Raw genomic sequence first — 16900 nt, forward strand, 5'->3', positions numbered from 1 at the left:
GAGTTCCGTCATCAATGAAGTTCGTGGTGTAACTGATCGGGCAGACAGCGGAATCCTTATCAAAGTTCATGTCCTTGGCAATGATCCTGTTGACCTCAGCAATGTCGTGTGAGTCTTTCAGAATCTGTGCCGCGGTTTCAGTCGTGCCTCCATAGACAAACACATTAAAAGTGGTGTTCTCCATAATGTGCTTGTACTCGTTCTTGTTTTCAATGCCTGTTCCGCTGATAGAGGCGTTCCATGCGGCTTCCACCTTGTCAGTTACGTTGTTTGTTGTGAACCTCACAACAATCTGTCGTCCAAAATCTACGCTGGTAACAAGAGCCGCCGCAGGATTTTTCTCATCGATGCCATTGTCTCTCAGGTCATCAGGAGTCACCTCATCGGCAAAAAGCGACGATGCGGTAAGCGCTTCAACCCTTGCGGTATAGTATATCTGATTAAAGCAGATGAGCATTTCCTTTTGAACTCCATTCGAATATGCCTTAAAATCCACACCGAAAAGCTTGTCCGCACGCTGGATGCCAAGTTTTGCCTCTATCTGTTTCGAATCATATACGAACGCGCTCCTATAGGACATTTTCGCCGCTGCTTTATGGCCATCCTCGAACCATTTTTGAACCATCGCATTTACCGCAGCCATTACCCTGTGACGATTTGGCTTGTTCACAACCACAGGCTCATTCGTATTTCCATTGATATCAAGGCCTACCGTTATCGGCTTTCTCGGAAGATCCTCCCCGGATATAGCATTCGGTCTTCCATCCACCAGTGCAGAATCCGCATGTACAATAGCACCGGGATAGACGCTGTTAAGGTTCCCACTGATTGCAGATAAATCTGCTGTCTGATCTTCAGCTTTTTCCTTGACGCGGCTTATGATAATAAAACTGTTATCGTCGCCTTCCCTGACGCTCGGTTTGATATCAAGTTGCGGGTCCGTACCCTTGTCAACCAGAATTTTGGACTTATCTGGTGCAAGATCCTTCAGATATTTTTCAAGTATACGCTTGTTATTCGTTACTGTTTCCATATTATGATTGCTCCTTTCCAGATTTTAATGATATTGATGTAATGCCTGTATCATTGAGATACCCTCAAAAATATAACAGCCTGTTCCAGAACAAGACTTCTGTTCAATGTGGTTTTGATTATTCGCGATAGGCTTACCGCTTTTTCATGCCACTGATTTTGCGCTTACAATATACAGCCTGCTTGTTAATGATGAGCAGGCTGTATGTTTTATTCACTTTTTTGCATATACCACAGCGGACTTCTCCATTGTTGCCGGGAAAAACCGAATCCTTATGTTCCACTGATTTAGCCAGTTTGCCCGGAACATTCAGCCATGAAATATATAAAGGCTTCAAGTTACCCAAATAATCATCGAATGGACTATTATCGGCATATCCCGGTATTTATTTTCCCTTTAAAGGGGAGCACCTCTTTCATGCATTGCAGAATCCCCCTTTCCGCACCTGCAACCCGGTGCTGTGTATTCAACATAAAAAGCCGGTATTGTTTTGTTGCACTCTAACTGTATCAAACTGAAATGGTATTTCTAATTACCATATATGAAAGCATTTTTATCTTTTCATATGTGGTAATTATCAAGCGAGTTTCCTTCACGCACGATGAAACAAAAAACGCAGGAGGAAACCCGATATGATATCTTTTGAACCTATGAGAAAACTTATGAAAGAAAAAGGAATCACCCAGTACCAGCTATTGAAGGACGGAGTCTTGCTCCCGGCACACGTGACACGGATGTCATGCAAACATAATTTCACACTGAAATTCATAGACAAGCTCTGCAGGGAGCTGGATTGCCAACCTGGGGATTTGATAGAGTATGTTGGGGATGAGTGAAGAGTGGATATGGTTCTAAATGTTTGATGAAGGAAAGTAGAAATAATTATAGAAATGTACATAACAAGACAGCTATGACATTTGATTATTCAATATCATAGCTGCCTTTCTTATAACAATCCAAGGGGATATTATTAGATTGCCTGATAAAGCTTTATCAAAGATAATATGTAATTATTATCTGATGACTGTATTCAAGAACTTCATACCATGGAATGAGGCAGTCCATTCACTCAAATTATACTCCACCTTGCTCTCTTTACCGTCAGCCGGATCTATAACGGTCATTCCGATCCCATCATTCGATATCTTTTTAATATTTTTGTTTCCAACCGCATAAACATAATGCCGAGGATCTGGTTGGCCACCTAAATCATATCCCATAATAAGAATTGCACTCTCTCCATTTGCCAGATCTTGTATAACATGGGGGTCTTTCAAATGTCTAGTGGGATCAAGAATATGTAACAAATTTCTAAAATTGGCATCCGCAGAAATAACCTCTGTGTTAATTCCCAAACGATTATTGAGATAATCTGAAATTCTAAACGGATTAGAAAAGCCTCTCATCGCATCGGCCATAGCATGATTAAAATTATCAATAATCTGCATATCAGCCATATTAAACCTTACATTATTATAGATGATATGAACTTCTTCCTCATCGTTTACATTGTTAGCGGGCAGATGTCCACCTGCAGTTTCCCAAACCCAGTACGCCGCTGCATATGCTCCACATCTTACATCTCCTCGACTCTGATTAATATATGGCATAAATCATTCTCCTTTCAATTGATACTTCCTGCTCTTTATGTTGTATCCACATTATATTCACTGTCACTTCCAATTCCAATTATCACAAATGAAATTCTAGAAAGCTATTAGAATAAGCAAGGTATATGCAAAACATATTCTCAAAAAAATCTAAAACTATCTGTTCTGAATCTGGATCCACTCACAGCTCTTATTCCTAGTTTCAAAATAATCATCAAAGCAAATGAGAAGGCCAAGATATACTAATTGTATAAAGATGAATAAAGCTACTAAATTGATTTTCATTAAATTGTGGATACCTTCACCGAAGACTATGACAGCGCCAGTTGATACTAATAACATCTTTAATGATAGGTTGCACCATCGTTTTATATAGTAATGAACGCCAATCCAAATACCATAGCAAGCACCAACAATTAGAGCTATCACCAAAATCAAGCTAGTTATCCTAAGAAGCCATGCCATGCCGGCAGAATAGGCATAAAGCTTTGTGGCTCCGCCTATATACCTGGAATAATATGGAGTTTTCAACCAGTAAGTATAGTCATTTATTCCATTCCAAACCCACATGAAGGGCAGTGTTAATGCATCCCACAAGTCATTTAAGAATGCAGGATACGCAATAAGACAGCAGAAGAGGGTAGTAGCAAGAGATTCCCAAGCTATACGCTCCTTCTTCTTTGCTCTATCCACCATGAACTTTGCATTTTTCTTTGCCTCGATCTTGGCCTCAACAGCTTTGTTAATCTTTCCATCAGCCAGTTCCTTGTAGTCAGCTATGTCTTTCTTCGCCTTAAGCTCGGCAGCCTCCTGGGCTGCCTGAGCTTTTTGTACCGCTTCAACATTAGATATATCAACGAGCTTTCTAGTATCAACGAGAAGGCTCTGAGTGTCTTCGAGATCTGCAGCTAATTTCTGCTGTTCTTTCCTGCTCAAGAGCCCGCCTCTGTTCCTCAAGTCGTCGTTCTCTTTCGCGATCGACTGATTTACGCTCTGCACTGATGAGTTCTCTGCTCTGAGCTCTGCTATTACAGATATCAGTTCTGACTTCTCTGACAAGCTGCTCTGTATCTGATTTCTCAGATCCTCTATCCGCATATCCTTCTGATGGTTCTCCGCTGTCAGCTTCCGAAGAGCCTCCGACTGAGCCTCCACCAGAGATTCCAACGATGGCTGATTCGACTTCTGCGTAGTATCGTTCAAGGCATTCAGATTCCTCGGGTTTATTTCCAGGTTCTGTGGCTTCTGTATTTCCAAGCCTGAGTTCATTCTGTCTTTCAAATTCAATTGCTAAATCCTCCTTGTTCACTTTAAGACCTGAAAAGGTCTTTTCAATCTTGCTGTCACGGACCTTATCTCCGCGTTCATTTTCAAATACTATGTGCTTGCGTTTATCCTCCCACTTTACTGACCATCCTTTTTCTGCCATGCCTGAAATGAATTCCTTTTTGCAGGCAGACCTTGGGATCACTTCCATAAGGGCAATACCACAGTCTGCCAAAAAGCTCTTTTTTGAGTCATTGGTAAGAAGCTTGTAAGTGTTCTTATTCCATGCGATGATCTCGCCAGGCTCGATAGGCGTACCATCAAAGTGACGTCCTTTCTCAGCTACATGCAGTCCTTTTTCACGGCAAAGATTATTAGTGAATACCTTCTGCTGCTCCAGATCCTTTTTGGACTGATGGAGCTTTCGGCCATCAATATAGGAAACGCTGTTGGTTACGATATGACAGTGAAGGTGATCTCTATCCTGATGAACAGCAACTACGCTCTGGTGTCCTGAAAAGAACTCCTCTGCAAAAGCCTTTCCAATTTCAAGCACCTCAGCAGGGGTGACCTGTTCATCTTTGTGGAAACTGATCACGTTATGGGCACACATCCTTCCAGAATCCTTATCCCACAGCTTCTTTTCTTCAATCCAGGTCCTGTACACCGCATCGTAGTTGACTGTAGGTTCAAGATACGGTCCGATTACATCCAGATAGCCTTCCTTAACCTTTTCATCCTTTAGCACGTACTCTATGGTATTTCTCAAGCCCCCGTGGCTTTTAGCGGGCTTACCGACTGCCTTATTAATCGCCATCTTTTATCATCCTCCTTTCGAAATTCCAATATCTTATCAGAAATCTCATTCAGTTTTTCTATTGTTGGTAAAACACCCTGACCATTTGCAGCATGTGCCATCTGGTTGATATTGGTAGCTATACCTCTTAGCTGTCTGTCCTGATCAGCAAAATTCCTGCTGATATCCTTTATTACCTCTAACTCCTTGGCAGAGGTGATGTTTGAGTCACGGATTGCACTTATGATAAATGACTGCTGTGTCAATCCGGATTCTTTTATTTTGCTCTGCAATGCATCATACTCAGCAGCATTCATGCGTATGGTGATTGCTTTATTTCTTCTTCGTTTAGCTATTCCCATGATTAAATTTGCTCCTCTCATTTTTTGCGCTGGTTTCCAAAGGGAGCGAGACCCTTTGGCGGAGTGCAGAGGCAGAGCCTCTAGACTATTGAACGTAGAAAGAGAAATTATCCGGGGGATGATTTCTTTTTCTGAAGTCTGGTAGTCGGCTCCGGTGTGCAGAGGTTGGATAAACCTTTGCTGGGGGTTCCAAGGGGGCAAAGCCCATCTGGCAAGTTTAGCGAAAGAGAAAATGCCGATAGGCGTTTTCGATGAAGCGGTGCAATGTGGCTTGCCACTTTGCGAAACTTGCCATATTTTTCCATCGCCGATATGGCATTCAGTGTAGGGTCGGCTCGGCGGGCGATGGGGAAATATGTGGTCTTGCGATTTGCCCGGGCGAGAGATACCGATGCAGGGATGGAGAATGCTGCTATAGCTTCCGGCAGGAAGTGATAGTAGTATTCTTCATCTCTGCAAACAAAGAAGGAGCAAACAGTCCAGTGGACTATTTGCCCCTTCGAAGTGGTCAGGTATCAAACGAACCGGGAAGAAATGAAAGCGGTGCGAACTGCGCCGTTTTCATTTCTGGTAAATCGCCTCGCTGCAGCGAGCAATCTCAGTTTTCGCCCTCATGGCATCATTTTGATGCCGTATGAATTATCAGGTGGCTCCAAAGTGATGCCACATTAAAATTCATCAAGAAAACTGAGAGCATCTTCACTGACAGCCCTATATTCATCTGTCTGTGGCTCATCCTTGGTTATCGCTGTGGTAGTGTGCCTTTTTTCACAAACAGATGCTTTTTTGATCAGCCTATTATCAGCTACCAGCTTATTGGCGACCAGTTCAGCAATTCTTTCGGCAACCACATTTAATGAAATACTTTCCATGCTCTCAGTACTTACTGCACCTTTACATATAAGTCTGAGAGCTACTGCATTCTTGGATATATTTTTCTCTTCAGAAATCCTTTGGAGTAATTCCCAGGCTTCTTTATCCTGGGGATTATCCATACGAAATCTGATGCTCAATCTCTTTTCTGACATACAATCACCTCTGGGAAGAAGGCTCAAGCCCCCTTCCTAAGCTGATGCTGTGCGTTATAGAGTTCTTCGTAGCCCTTGGCTGTAGCACAGATGTCTTCAATAATCTCCACACTTGAAGCATCATATTTTCCGAAGTTCCTTATAAGGCATCCTCCGCCTCCGATGATATGGAGCTTTACAAGCTCCGGATCATATTCATACTCACTGAGCTTTTCGAAGATCATCTCGGTATATCTGACCGCTTCGCGCCTCATTACCGCCTGAATCCTTTCAGAAACTTCAGCGGATCCATTTATGAGGAAATCCTCAATTATGCTTTCATCCGGGATTTTTCCGCATTCTGCCTGAACCTCGTTCATGATATGCTTTACGCACTCATGAACGCCGATCTTATCTGTAAACTTTTTGTCAGATAAGGGGCGGCCGTTTGTTATCACCAGCGTGTTCATGGTGCCGTTGCCTATGTCAGCCAGCATATGCACTCCCTTGTAGTCTCCAAGGGAAGCTGCTATTGCTGCATATCCCTGCGGATAGACTGCAACATCGCATATTCTGATGTGATAGTACTTCCCGCAGTACCTGTAACTGACTTCAGGTCTTTTCATCAGATAATCCCTGAATGAGCTTTTCTGCTTGGACATCCAGTGAAGGGGAAGTCCTGCAGCAAGTATCAGATCGGCTGACCTTAAACCTCTGATCTCAAGCTCTTTTGCAATTGCTGCCAGCGTGAGGATATAGTAGTCACCATCCTCATCCTTATTGGCAATGAATACTTTATGGCTTTCGCCGATAACGTAGTACATGCCATCAAGCTGCAAGACGTTGGTTGCTATTGCAGGCTCCTCGCTATAGGACTTAACTCCGCTCTTAAACACCACATTCCTTGTTTTCATGTTTCCATAACCGTGATCAATTCCGATCACTAACTTTCCATCTGCATACAAATTATTCATACCTTTAAAATCCTCCGTTTTCTCTGATATTTGTTTTTAGTTACATAAGAGCTTCTTTTCCAGCTCTTCAAAGTCATACTCGTTCTGCTGGAAATTGCAGAAGGTATTCTTTCTCGGCGGCGAGCTCTGAAAAGCTGACGGCCTGCCAAGCCGCTCCTTGCACCAGCTCCTTATGGTCTCGTAGTTAAGGCATCCCTTATAGCCACGATCCCTGATACGCTGTATCTGGTAGTCAACGTTTGCCTTGCCAAACTCTGAAACCAGATCATCATATTCAGCATCCGTGAGTGTGTCCGCCTTACACACTTCTTGAGTAATAGATTTATAGTTATTAGATTTATTATTAATATATTGTGGCGGGTTTTCCGCATGCGGTTTTCCCGTATCCCGATTTACCGCATCCCGGTTTTCAGGACACGGTGAAGATTCAGGTTTTATGGGGAATTCTTTGATTATCTTTCTGCCTGGATCATCAGGTGAAGGTGAGGGTGATGCGATAGGAGATTCGTGGACTTCAAGGTTAGTTGAATCAAACTTGCCTCCACCATCCCTGTTCTGCTCTCTCGTGATATAGCCTTTTTCTATGAGGCTGTTAAGAGTCTTGGACACCCTGTCCTTTCCATCCGGGAGGATCTGACAGAGACCTTTGATTGTCAGATTCCAGTTATCCGGCAAAGAAAGAAGGGTAAGAAGCATACCACGCTCTGTTAGTGATAGGTTTCTGTCCCTCATGATGTTTTGGGAGACTACTGTATAGTTTCCCTGAGTTTTATTTTTAAGTATTGCCATTTAGTTGCTCCTTTGACTGGATAAAAAAAAAGAGCTTAAAAAGCTCTCCGTAAACTTAAGTTACAAGTTTATAGAGAGCTTTTTTATTCTACTATTTGTTCTACCAAAAAGTTCTTATTATGTTTTTTATTCCATGTTAATCTGTGTTAAACTATGTTTTGGGACTTGAGCGAGATAGGAAATAAGCCGAGTTGTCACATAAAGGGATAAGATAAAAAATCCCCCTCAATATTCGGGACGCAGAGGCCGCAAGTTCGAATCTTGTCGCCTCGATTCAGAAATAAAGGCTGAGCCGTCAAAAGCTCAGCCTTTACTAATTTACTCTACAAGCTGTCCGTAGAAAAGAAGCTCCGGATTCTCGCTGTCTGTGAGAATCATATATTTAAACGGTTCATCTGCTACAAACTCTTTTACTTCGGGCTCTTCAAGAGCACAAGCTTCAGTCACCATAACTGCTGTAGCAGCTGCGGCTTCAATACCTTTCTCGTCCACCTTGATCTTAGTTTTCTGAATAATATCAGAAATAAAAAGTTGCATCTCGTCGCTCATTATTGAGAAGTCTGCATCAGATGTAAATGCCGCCTCAGCTCCACGGGCTTTGCAGAAATCTATTAGCTGATTTTCTGACAGCGCTGTCTCTGATTCAAATTTCGGAAGCTTAACTTGAACCTGCTGAGAATCTGCTTCAGCCATCCTGGCTATAACATCATCCACTTCACCAATGATAAATACAGCATTTATGCCACCATTCATTGGAAGGACTACAAACTTTCCTTTCTCATCCTCATAATACTTGAACTTGTTTTCCTGATTCATGAAATCTTTTTTTACTGTTTCTCCGGGAAGAGTTTTAAAATCGCCTTCTTCCGTAGCATATTCATAGAAATCATTTACCCAGGAGGTGCGTAGATACAGCGTATTTACCAAAATAAGATCGGCATATGACAGGTCGTTACTGATGTATGGGATTAGACCATTGGTGTTTTCGTTGATCCAGCCATTTACTGTATCTGTAATCTCGTCTTCAGAGACATTTTCAGCAGTTGCTCCGAAAGTATCTCTCACATATTTCATATATTTCACGGACAACTCTCCGCTGGATTTTGTATTTCTCCAGATGGAGTTTTCCAAATTAAAAGCACCTTCCGGCTCCTTGGCATCATCACCGTAATAATCCCTGTATTTGTTAAATTCTTTTCTGGCTGACTTTAACCATTCATCATATGTATCCACCGATTCTGATACACTTTTGTACCATGCGGTCAGCTCATCCATGCTGCTAAATCCCATGGCATTCAAAAGTTCATCTTTTGTCTCATTATCGGCGCCTGCCACAGCAAGTGACAGAGCTGCTCTAAAGGAAGTCGGGGATATCATGTAGTTCTTGTCTTCAAAGCCGGTTTTCTCGATAAAATCTATAAGCGAACTGTTAAAATTCATGTTTATATCCACATCCTTAATCTCCAAAACCGTAACCTCTGAAACATCTGTTGTGCTCACATCTGTATTTGAGCTTCCATCTTCCTTGGACGTTATCTGTGTATTTCCCGGTTTTTCCGTATTCCCACATCCCAAAATAACACCGGTAACTAATAATATTGATAGTAAAACTGATATTATTCTTTTCATAATGTTCTCCCTTGTCATTACTGTCTTACGAATACTCTCCATACTCCTTCATTGGGATCGATGTGCACTACTATCGCATCCTCATTAAGTACAAAGTATTCTGTCTCTGCTGACCTGTCAAAGTTCTGCTGTCCATCTTCTGAAGGTTCGCCATCCGTATATGATGTGACCTTAAGTAAGCCATCGTCTAAGATTTCGCCGATATACTCTTCGCCGGAGTCTTTGTAAATTGCTCCCCCGTACATTAACATTGCAGGATAGTCGGAGTCATCAGACTCTGTAATTACAGATTCTTCTGTAGCTTTTGCTTCGTTTCCCTCTATAGCTTCAATACCGTCTGTTTCTTCACTTGCTTCAGGATTTCCGGATGTCAGCATAGGAGAACCTTCGGTTAATTCCGGGGCAGCTTCTTCACTTTCCTCAGGAATAGCCTCCAATGTTGTGATTTCTTCTGTTTCATCTACAGACTCATATACAGTAGTTACATGATTGTTTCTGATTACAATTCCTGCCACAACCATAAGCAAAAGACCTGCCACAGCAAGATAATAACGCTGAAAATGCGCAATTTTACTATGTCTTGAAACTGTTTTATCAGCATTTTTTATGTACTTTGAATCTATGCCGCCAATGGCATCTAATAAATCATGTTCATTCATACAGTGAATCCTCCGTCTGCAAGATGCTTCTTAAGTTTTTCCCTCATCCTGAAAAGCGTGGTCTTTACTTTACTCTGGGGAAGAGAGTATTTTGCACATATCTCAGTTACGGAATCAAAGTACCAGTATCTTCTGACAAAAATGTTCCGCTGCTCCTCAGAGCATGAATCAAGAAAACGATTTATGCACTCAGAAAGCTCTTTTGCATCAAACTCCTGTGAAACATCAACGCTTCCCGGGATACACTCCTGCATCTCGTCAGTAAGCTCGCAGTACAGGGCAGATCTCTTTTGCCTGTTCTCATGACGAAGCCTGTCTATAGCTAGATGTCTGACAATCTTTCCGACAAATGAAAAAAGATACGTCCTTGGCTCGTTGGGCGGTATCAGATTCCAAGTCTGGAGGTATGCATCGTTTTCGCATTCCTTGGAAGTTTCTGCATCTGATAGTACGTTCTGGGCTATTCTTTTAAGTTTGGTTCCGTATTTCTGAGATGTCTGCGTTATAGCTGATTCATCTCTTGATAAGTAGAGCTCTACAATCTGTGAGTCATCCATGAAGATGATCCTCTCTTTCTTTTTAAGGCCTTCACCTTATATAGCGACATTAATCATAGCATGGTTACATTTTTTGAAAAAATATTATTTCGAGTGATATGTTTTAATGTCCTGAATCGTATTCCAATTATTTTATTATGCATTTTCCGATTGGATTTGGAAAAATCTTACCTCCAACCTCCGGTTGTATATACTTGAAAACTGCGTCATTGTGCGTAACAGTACAATACTCTACAATTGTTCATGTAAGAACTGAAATGAAGCTTCGTTTCTTCAAAAATCACACAAGGAGAACGCGAAAATGAATATTGGAAACAAGATTAAGGCGCTTCGCCTGAAATCCAGCACAACACAGGAGGCGCTTGCAGATGCACTTGGAGTGAGCAGTCAGTCTATATCTAAATGGGAGAACAATGTGTGTGCTCCGGACATATCACTGCTCCCGTCAATATCCGAATTCTTTGGTGTTACAATTGATGAACTTTTTGATTTGTCTGTAGAGCAGAAGTTGCACCGCATTGAAAATATGCTTGATTATGAAAGTGAGCTAACAGACGAAGTGTTTAACAATACAAAGGAGTTTCTGCTGGATATAAAAGATGACTATGATGAAAGCCATCCCGACAGGATGGATGGAAGGATTTACACATTCCTTGCACATCTTTATCATCACAGAATGTTAAGTGACAGCAGATATGTCAGTCAGTATGCAAGAAAAGCTATGAATTTACATCCTAACGCCAAAGAGGACCAATGGCTCCTGCAAAAGAGTGAAGGCGCTGTAGTCTGGGATTGGAACGCAAGGCAGCATAACAGCACTATAGAATTTTTCAAGGAATTAGTCGAAAAGTATCCTGAAATCGGTAGGAATTACTTGTTTCTTATGGACAACCTGATTGTGGATCATCGTACCAAGGAGGCTGTAAATTATCTTGCTTCCTATTCAAAACTTCCTGATCATAATGCTGTTCTTGTTCCAGTATATGAAGCATATATTGCCTTTGCCGAGTATCGTGTTGAGGATGCATGGAAAATAGTATCCCATATCGAGGAGAAGTTTCATGACAGCTACGATGCGATGTTTGAAGTAGCCGGCATTTACGCATCCAATGCAAAATACGATGAGGCTTTGGAAAAATATCACAAGGCTGAGGAAATATATGTAACTAACCACAAGGAACATATATGTATGGATCATCTTCAGGCACAGGCAAGAATTTATGAAATACTTGGAAAATTTGAGGATGCCATTAAGTATGTCGAACTACAGATTAAATATCTGGAAGAAGAGTGGAATATCACTGAAGGTGCGGATGTTGCAGCTCTTTTTGAGGAAAAGAGAAGACTTCTAGATAAGATAAAGGCAGATTTTTGATTTAAGCTTTCTTTTATCACCTAGCTATATCTTCATTTATTGTTCATTATTATGTTAATATTTATATAGAATAACAATCATGGAGGTAAGAGCAGGCATGAGAACAAAAGAAAAGAAAATCATAAATCATAAAATTCTCGATAAGCATTGGCTTATTGGAACAATAGGACTTATGCTTTGGGGCGCGATCATAAGTAATGTTGTTGCATCGATAGCTTTTATCGTACTAAAAAGAATCATTCCATTACCAACAGAAGATATTAATTATATTGGTTTAATAGTTGGTGCTTTCATTACACTATGTATTTATAAAAGATGGTTCTATCCCGAATATGAGGGCACTCTTAAAACAGTTAATCTTGGCAGATGGATCATTATTGGTTTTATCATAGTTATAATATGGCTTTTGCCGGATGTTATAACTTCCCTCATTCTAAAAACAAACTTTGCACCTCCCACATTGCACTCTGTCCTTATGGCCTGTGTCGCAGGAACTGTTGAAGAAACAATATTCAGAGGACTTCCTGCTTCATACCTGATGAGGCAGATAAAAAAGAAATCTCTAATACCATGGGTAGTCATAACAACAGGATTAGTATTCGGCCTGGTACATGCTGCAAACATATTAGCAGGCGCAAGAATAGATTCTTCTATTTTACAAGTAGTTACCGCAACCTGCTCAGGCATCATGTTCGCGGCACTTTTCCTTCGAAGTGGAAGTCTTTTACCATCAATTATCGCTCATACAATTAACGATATATATGCTTTCATGAATGTTGATCTAGTATCAGAAGGAATACTGGATGGCGCTCTAAAAACTTCAGATATAGTTCTAAATCTTGTTCTTTCTGTAGTTGAACTTGTAATTGCCTATTTTATTTTGCGCCCGGCTGTATGGGACGAAGTTATGGAAACCTGGAATAGAAAATGGAACCAGCCCAATGAATCAACTTAAAGATAAAAGCGGATTTGAGAATTTCTCAAATCCGCTTTTTTGATAAGCAAATGTATCCACCTTCTTTTGTTACTCCCAGAACAATTCATCAAGTGTTTTATCAAGAGCCTTGCATATAGCAATACAAAGGCTGATTGTGGGATTGTAGTCCCCCTTTTCTATGGCATTGATTGTCTGCCTTGATACCTCGCACAGATCGGCAAGTTGCTGCTGGGACAGATCCTTGCCGGCGCGGGCAGCTTTCATCTTAAGATTCTTCATCCGCAGAACCTCTCTTATCCAGGAAATACTTGATTGCTATGCCAGCAAGCACTACTGCAAAAGAAACTGCAAACAAAGTATTAAATGAAAAACTTGTTGCAAAACCTGCATCATTAAAGCCGCGATCAAGACTTACTATTGCACAGTATGCATTGCTTATAGTAACTATAAGCAGAACTATTATCCATGTTTTTGCATTCTGGCCAACCTGCAGATATGCATCGTTAAATATGCAGTACAATGTGTAAACAACTATACCGATGTATGCAGATGCAAGTACCACAAACTGTGGAGAAACAAACTCTTTTGTTATTCCATAAAAGAAAAAAGAATAAAATGCGTTGATAACGACAACTGTCATGAAGCTTATCTTATAGCCCTTGCCTCTTATAAGTATCTGCCTTTCGTCGTAGTGCTCCTCTCCTGCATGATACTTTTTCCTAAGAAAAAATGATATCAGTAAAATCGCAAATGTAACTGCAAGTCCAACTAATACTCCCAATGAATAACTACTCATAACTAACCTCCAAAAAAGAATCAAATTTATAAACTACTTTCTCAGCTGATAGTTACATAATACATTCGCGATAGCAAAATGTCAACTATATTTTACATTTTGTCGTTGTGATTTTCTCTTCTTTTTCTTCTGACTCTGTTGATATGCCTCACAAAGTCCCCATTTTCAATAAGTTCAGCCAAAATGTACTGCTCAAGAGCCGGAACTGTACAGGAATAAAAACCAATCTTATCCCTAAACTGATCTTCAAGCCTCTCAGGAATTACCATATAGGCCGTTCTCATAAAAGAGCCGATGGTTCTGCTAAAAGTATTAACATAGATAACTCTTCCACTGTCATCCCGTGAATACAGCGTCTCTTCAGGCTTTCTGCTCTCTGAAAACTCTGATTCAAAATCGTCCTCTATAATGATTCCATTCCGCTTCCGGCTCCATTTGATATACTCAGATTTCTTTGCAGCAGAGGCCGTAACTCCTGTTGGAAAGCTTCGATATGGGGTAACATGAAGGACTTCTGCGCTGCTTTCCCACAAGGATTCGCTGTTTATTCCATCAGCTACCAGCGGCAGTTTATCGGTAGTTACCCCCTCTGCCTCATAGACATTTAAAATTTTGTGATAGGAAGGATCCTCAATAGCAAAAATCTTTTCTCTCCCCAAAGCTCTTACTATAAGGCCATACAAATATTCGGCTCCGGAGCCTATGACAATTCTTCTATAATCCGCCTCTATCCCCCTGTTTTTGGCAAGATAATCCGATATGGCCATTCTTAAGTTTTCGCAGCCATAAGCGTCAGGCCTTACCTTGATCTCTTCCCCGTATTCTGACAACACTCTTCGGGCGGTCCTGGCATATATGTTAAAAGAAATCTCTTCTGCCTTCTCGGCCACTTTAAAACTGCTTACTTTTCTAATTGGCTGCTCTGACTTATTACCATAAAAATATTCATTTTCCCTATAGCTTACAAAATACCCAGATTTTTCTTTTGAAAAAATATATCCCTCTTCAAGCAAAAGCTCATAGGCATGCTCAACCGTGATAACGCTTACTCCGTAATTTTCAGCAGTGACACGCTTTGACGGGAGTTTTGTATCATACCCATAAATGCCTGAAACTATCTTTTTCTTCACGTCCTCATAAATTTCAATATATCTGGTCATATATTTTTCTCCATTTTTGGTGATTTTAATAGTACCACCTTGATGTTATATTACACATTATGAAAAATCAATATGGAGGAGCAATATTATGAATAATCAGGAGAAAAACAAGACTTTAATAAAGCTGACCTATTCAGGCCTCATGGCAGCTCTTTGCTACGTCGGATACGCCATCTTCCCTGCAATCAACGCTGCCGGAACCAAGATTCATGTAGGAAATGCATTTGTAGTCCTCGGGGCACTTTTACTTGGTGGCCCTTATGGCGGAATCGCAGGAGCAATAGGCCTTTCACTTGCCGATATCCTTGGAGGGTACGCTCAGTCAGCTCCCAGAACTTTTATCTGCAAGCTTGTTATCGGACTGATTGCAGGTCTCGTTGCTCATAAAATTGCCAATATTTCACATAATCATCCAAAGGCTTACCTTGTAAAGTGGTCAATTATTTCTGCCATTGCAGCACTTGGTTTTAACTGCATTTTCGAGCCATCACTTAAATATGTATGGTACACTCTTTTAACTCCCGATGCTGAAAAAGCAGCATCAGCCATCAAGGCTTTAGTTGCAATAACAACTTATACAACCATCATCAATGCAGTTATCAACTCAGCCATCGCTGTAATTGCCTATCTGGCACTTCGTCCGGCCCTATACAGACTTGGTCTCTTTGGCGAAGTTGATTCAACATCACTTCACGAAAGCAATGCCTGAAAATGATATGACAGAGTAGATCTTTGCTTGCGAATACCCGCCTCGGACGCGGTTTCATTTATGCAACACTTCCTGTCATTGTTAAAGGCTCAGGGTGTCACTCCCCTGAGCCTTTTCATTTTATTCGGCTTTCTCAGCCTCATTTTTCTTTTCTGCATTTTCTGCCTCATCAGGCGCTTCTACTCTTTCAACCTTATCACTGAGGTCTTCAAGAATAATCTTCATCATATCTTCACTTGACGGATTCTCAAGATCCGCAACTCTTCTGGCCTGATTAGTTATTATCTCTTCAAAGAGGTTTCTTACTTCTCTGGCATTTGCAAAATTATCAATATTTTCAATCTTTTTAGCAGTAATAAGCGCCCTTATCTGATGCTTTGCGTCCTCTTCCACAGTATAATCATATTTATCACAATTCATGTAGAATATTTTTTCAAGCTCATCGATATTATAATCAGGGAACTCAATATACTTGTTGAATCTGGACTTTAGTCCCGGATTGCTATCGATGAATTTCTTCATTGGCCCCGTGTATCCGGCCACAATAACCACGAAGTCATCTCTGTTATCTTCCATTGCCTTAAGGATCGTATCTATAGCTTCCTGACCAAAGGCATCATCTTTCTGCGCAAGGGCATAGGCTTCATCAATAAAAAGAACTCCTCCCATAGCTTTTTTTATCTGCTCCTGAGTCTTAATCGCAGTCTGCCCCACATACCCTGCAACGAGTCCTGATCTGTCAACCTCGACGAGCTGTCCCTTTGAAAGAACACCGATCTGCTTGTATATCCTGGCAATAATTCTTGCTACAGTTGTTTTTCCTGTCCCGGGATTGCCTGTAAAAACAAGATGAAGAGAAACCGGTACGGATTTAAGCCCCTGTTCCTTTCTGGCCTTTTGAACCTTAACGAAAGAAGTCAGTTCTTTCACATCATCCTTTATTGTATCAAGGCCGATAAGCTTGTCTAAATCCTCCATTGGATCTGTTTCCGGTTCAGGCTCTTTTACTTCTTCTGTTTTCTCAACTGCAGGACCTGACTTCACAAGCGCTTTTGCCTCATCAATGGCATCTCTTGCCTGTTTTACAGCATCTGCTTCGCTCTTAGCCTCAGGCTTTTTTACATCAGTAGTTTTAGGAATACTTGTAAAAAAGTCATTATACATACTCCCTAATAAATCTCTATCCATTATTTTTCCCCTAACACGTTTTTTACAAAAAGAAAAGCGGCAAACCATATGGT

The 16900-nt window shown here is 41.0% G+C and carries 19 protein-coding genes; 4 read left to right on the plus strand and 15 right to left on the minus strand.

Annotated elements, in window-relative coordinates; all coding sequences use genetic code 11:
- Window positions 1-1033 (minus strand): thiol-activated cytolysin family protein (locus tag J6O61_RS14665; protein WP_292214745.1); only part of this gene is annotated, 1033 nt, incomplete at its 3' end.
- A gap of 632 nt (window positions 1034-1665) precedes the next feature.
- Here J6O61_RS14665 and J6O61_RS14670 point away from each other — a divergent pair.
- Window positions 1666-1869 carry a helix-turn-helix domain-containing protein gene (locus tag J6O61_RS14670; protein ID WP_292214746.1) on the plus strand — a complete coding sequence of 68 codons (204 nt, stop codon included), beginning with the start codon at window positions 1666-1668 and terminating at the stop codon, window positions 1867-1869.
- A gap of 177 nt (window positions 1870-2046) precedes the next feature.
- On the opposite strand, the gene J6O61_RS14675 is transcribed toward J6O61_RS14670, so the two are convergent.
- The 10 genes from J6O61_RS14675 to J6O61_RS14720 form a co-directional block, all read right to left on the minus strand.
- Entirely contained in the window at window positions 2047-2643 is a 597-nt protein-coding gene (locus tag J6O61_RS14675) for a hypothetical protein (protein ID WP_292214748.1), read from the minus strand.
- 156 nt (window positions 2644-2799) lie between these two features.
- Window positions 2800-3579 carry a DUF6040 family protein gene (locus J6O61_RS14680; RefSeq protein WP_292214749.1) on the minus strand — a complete coding sequence of 260 codons (780 nt, stop codon included), beginning with the start codon at window positions 3577-3579 and terminating at the stop codon, window positions 2800-2802.
- Window positions 3515-4726 (minus strand): relaxase/mobilization nuclease domain-containing protein, encoded by a 1212-nt coding sequence (locus J6O61_RS14685; RefSeq protein WP_292214750.1) that lies wholly within the window; start codon window positions 4724-4726, stop codon window positions 3515-3517. The genes J6O61_RS14680 and J6O61_RS14685 overlap by 65 nt, the downstream gene beginning before the upstream one ends.
- On the minus strand, window positions 4675-5067 hold the full coding sequence (locus tag J6O61_RS14690; protein WP_292214751.1) for a plasmid mobilization protein: 393 nt from the start codon (window positions 5065-5067) through the stop codon (window positions 4675-4677). The genes J6O61_RS14685 and J6O61_RS14690 overlap by 52 nt, the downstream gene beginning before the upstream one ends.
- Before the next feature lie 668 nt (window positions 5068-5735).
- The gene (locus J6O61_RS14695) at window positions 5736-6095 is read right to left on the minus strand and encodes a hypothetical protein (protein WP_292214753.1); all 360 of its coding nucleotides are present in this window, start codon (window positions 6093-6095) and stop codon (window positions 5736-5738) included.
- Between the two features lie 23 nt (window positions 6096-6118).
- Window positions 6119-7048, minus strand: coding sequence for a ParM/StbA family protein (locus J6O61_RS14700; RefSeq protein ID WP_292214755.1), 930 nt, complete (start codon window positions 7046-7048; stop codon window positions 6119-6121).
- A 36-nt stretch (window positions 7049-7084) separates the two neighbouring features.
- Window positions 7085-7837, minus strand: a complete 753-nt coding sequence (locus J6O61_RS14705) for a helix-turn-helix domain-containing protein (protein WP_292214757.1) — start codon at window positions 7835-7837, stop codon at window positions 7085-7087.
- A 318-nt stretch (window positions 7838-8155) separates the two neighbouring features.
- Entirely contained in the window at window positions 8156-9466 is a 1311-nt protein-coding gene (locus tag J6O61_RS14710) for a serpin family protein (RefSeq protein WP_292214759.1), read from the minus strand.
- 17 nt (window positions 9467-9483) lie between these two features.
- Entirely contained in the window at window positions 9484-10125 is a 642-nt protein-coding gene (locus J6O61_RS14715) for a hypothetical protein (RefSeq protein ID WP_292214761.1), read from the minus strand.
- Window positions 10122-10682 carry an RNA polymerase sigma factor gene (locus J6O61_RS14720; protein ID WP_292214763.1) on the minus strand — a complete coding sequence of 187 codons (561 nt, stop codon included), beginning with the start codon at window positions 10680-10682 and terminating at the stop codon, window positions 10122-10124. Before J6O61_RS14720 ends, J6O61_RS14715 begins: the two co-directional genes overlap by 4 nt.
- Window positions 10683-10983: 301 nt before the next feature.
- Here J6O61_RS14720 and J6O61_RS14725 point away from each other — a divergent pair, with 301 nt between their 5' ends.
- Window positions 10984-12057, plus strand: coding sequence for a helix-turn-helix domain-containing protein (locus J6O61_RS14725; RefSeq protein ID WP_292214765.1), 1074 nt, complete (start codon window positions 10984-10986; stop codon window positions 12055-12057).
- 97 nt (window positions 12058-12154) lie between these two features.
- On the plus strand, window positions 12155-13012 hold the full coding sequence (locus tag J6O61_RS14730; protein ID WP_292214766.1) for a CPBP family intramembrane glutamic endopeptidase: 858 nt from the start codon (window positions 12155-12157) through the stop codon (window positions 13010-13012).
- A 69-nt stretch (window positions 13013-13081) separates the two neighbouring features.
- Here the strand turns inward: J6O61_RS14730 and J6O61_RS14735 are convergent, their stop codons facing one another.
- From J6O61_RS14735 to pdxR, 3 genes are all read right to left on the minus strand, one after another.
- Entirely contained in the window at window positions 13082-13273 is a 192-nt protein-coding gene (locus tag J6O61_RS14735; protein WP_292194904.1) for a helix-turn-helix transcriptional regulator, read from the minus strand.
- Entirely contained in the window at window positions 13260-13790 is a 531-nt protein-coding gene (locus tag J6O61_RS14740; protein ID WP_292214767.1) for a hypothetical protein, read from the minus strand. Before J6O61_RS14740 ends, J6O61_RS14735 begins: the two co-directional genes overlap by 14 nt.
- Window positions 13791-13882: 92 nt before the next feature.
- Window positions 13883-14950, minus strand: a complete 1068-nt coding sequence (gene pdxR / locus J6O61_RS14745) for a MocR-like pyridoxine biosynthesis transcription factor PdxR (protein WP_292214768.1) — start codon at window positions 14948-14950, stop codon at window positions 13883-13885.
- A gap of 88 nt (window positions 14951-15038) precedes the next feature.
- On the opposite strand from pdxR, the gene J6O61_RS14750 reads away from it, so the two are divergent.
- Window positions 15039-15659, plus strand: coding sequence for an ECF transporter S component (locus tag J6O61_RS14750; protein ID WP_292214769.1), 621 nt, complete (start codon window positions 15039-15041; stop codon window positions 15657-15659).
- A gap of 120 nt (window positions 15660-15779) precedes the next feature.
- Here J6O61_RS14750 and J6O61_RS14755 read toward each other — a convergent pair whose 3' ends face one another.
- Window positions 15780-16847: an AAA family ATPase gene (locus J6O61_RS14755; protein WP_292214770.1), complete on the minus strand. Its 1068-nt coding sequence runs from the start codon at window positions 16845-16847 to the stop codon at window positions 15780-15782.
- Window positions 16848-16900 lie beyond the last annotated feature (53 nt).

It is taken from the genome of Butyrivibrio sp. (assembly GCF_017635265.1).
Lineage (GTDB): Bacteria > Bacillota > Clostridia > Lachnospirales > Lachnospiraceae > Butyrivibrio.

Excerpts from the sequence above, each read along its gene's own strand:
- pdxR (WP_292214768.1), bottom strand. The coding sequence starts at position 14,950 with ATGACCAGATATATTGAAATTTATGAGGACGTGAAGAAAAAGATAGTT.
- J6O61_RS14750 (WP_292214769.1), top strand. The coding sequence starts at position 15,039 with ATGAATAATCAGGAGAAAAACAAGACTTTAATAAAGCTGACCTATTCA.
- J6O61_RS14700 (WP_292214755.1), bottom strand. The coding sequence starts at position 7,048 with ATGAATAATTTGTATGCAGATGGAAAGTTAGTGATCGGAATTGATCAC.
- J6O61_RS14675 (WP_292214748.1), bottom strand. The coding sequence starts at position 2,643 with ATGCCATATATTAATCAGAGTCGAGGAGATGTAAGATGTGGAGCATAT.
- J6O61_RS14715 (WP_292214761.1), bottom strand. The coding sequence starts at position 10,125 with ATGAATGAACATGATTTATTAGATGCCATTGGCGGCATAGATTCAAAG.
- J6O61_RS14740 (WP_292214767.1), bottom strand. The coding sequence starts at position 13,790 with ATGAGTAGTTATTCATTGGGAGTATTAGTTGGACTTGCAGTTACATTT.
- J6O61_RS14670 (WP_292214746.1), top strand. The coding sequence starts at position 1,666 with ATGATATCTTTTGAACCTATGAGAAAACTTATGAAAGAAAAAGGAATC.
- J6O61_RS14755 (WP_292214770.1), bottom strand. The coding sequence starts at position 16,847 with ATGGATAGAGATTTATTAGGGAGTATGTATAATGACTTTTTTACAAGT.
- J6O61_RS14685 (WP_292214750.1), bottom strand. The coding sequence starts at position 4,726 with ATGGCGATTAATAAGGCAGTCGGTAAGCCCGCTAAAAGCCACGGGGGC.
- J6O61_RS14725 (WP_292214765.1), top strand. The coding sequence starts at position 10,984 with ATGAATATTGGAAACAAGATTAAGGCGCTTCGCCTGAAATCCAGCACA.
- J6O61_RS14735 (WP_292194904.1), bottom strand. The coding sequence starts at position 13,273 with ATGAAGAATCTTAAGATGAAAGCTGCCCGCGCCGGCAAGGATCTGTCC.
- J6O61_RS14720 (WP_292214763.1), bottom strand. The coding sequence starts at position 10,682 with ATGGATGACTCACAGATTGTAGAGCTCTACTTATCAAGAGATGAATCA.
- J6O61_RS14710 (WP_292214759.1), bottom strand. The coding sequence starts at position 9,466 with ATGAAAAGAATAATATCAGTTTTACTATCAATATTATTAGTTACCGGT.
- J6O61_RS14695 (WP_292214753.1), bottom strand. The coding sequence starts at position 6,095 with ATGTCAGAAAAGAGATTGAGCATCAGATTTCGTATGGATAATCCCCAG.
- J6O61_RS14690 (WP_292214751.1), bottom strand. The coding sequence starts at position 5,067 with ATGGGAATAGCTAAACGAAGAAGAAATAAAGCAATCACCATACGCATG.
- J6O61_RS14730 (WP_292214766.1), top strand. The coding sequence starts at position 12,155 with ATGAGAACAAAAGAAAAGAAAATCATAAATCATAAAATTCTCGATAAG.
- J6O61_RS14705 (WP_292214757.1), bottom strand. The coding sequence starts at position 7,837 with ATGGCAATACTTAAAAATAAAACTCAGGGAAACTATACAGTAGTCTCC.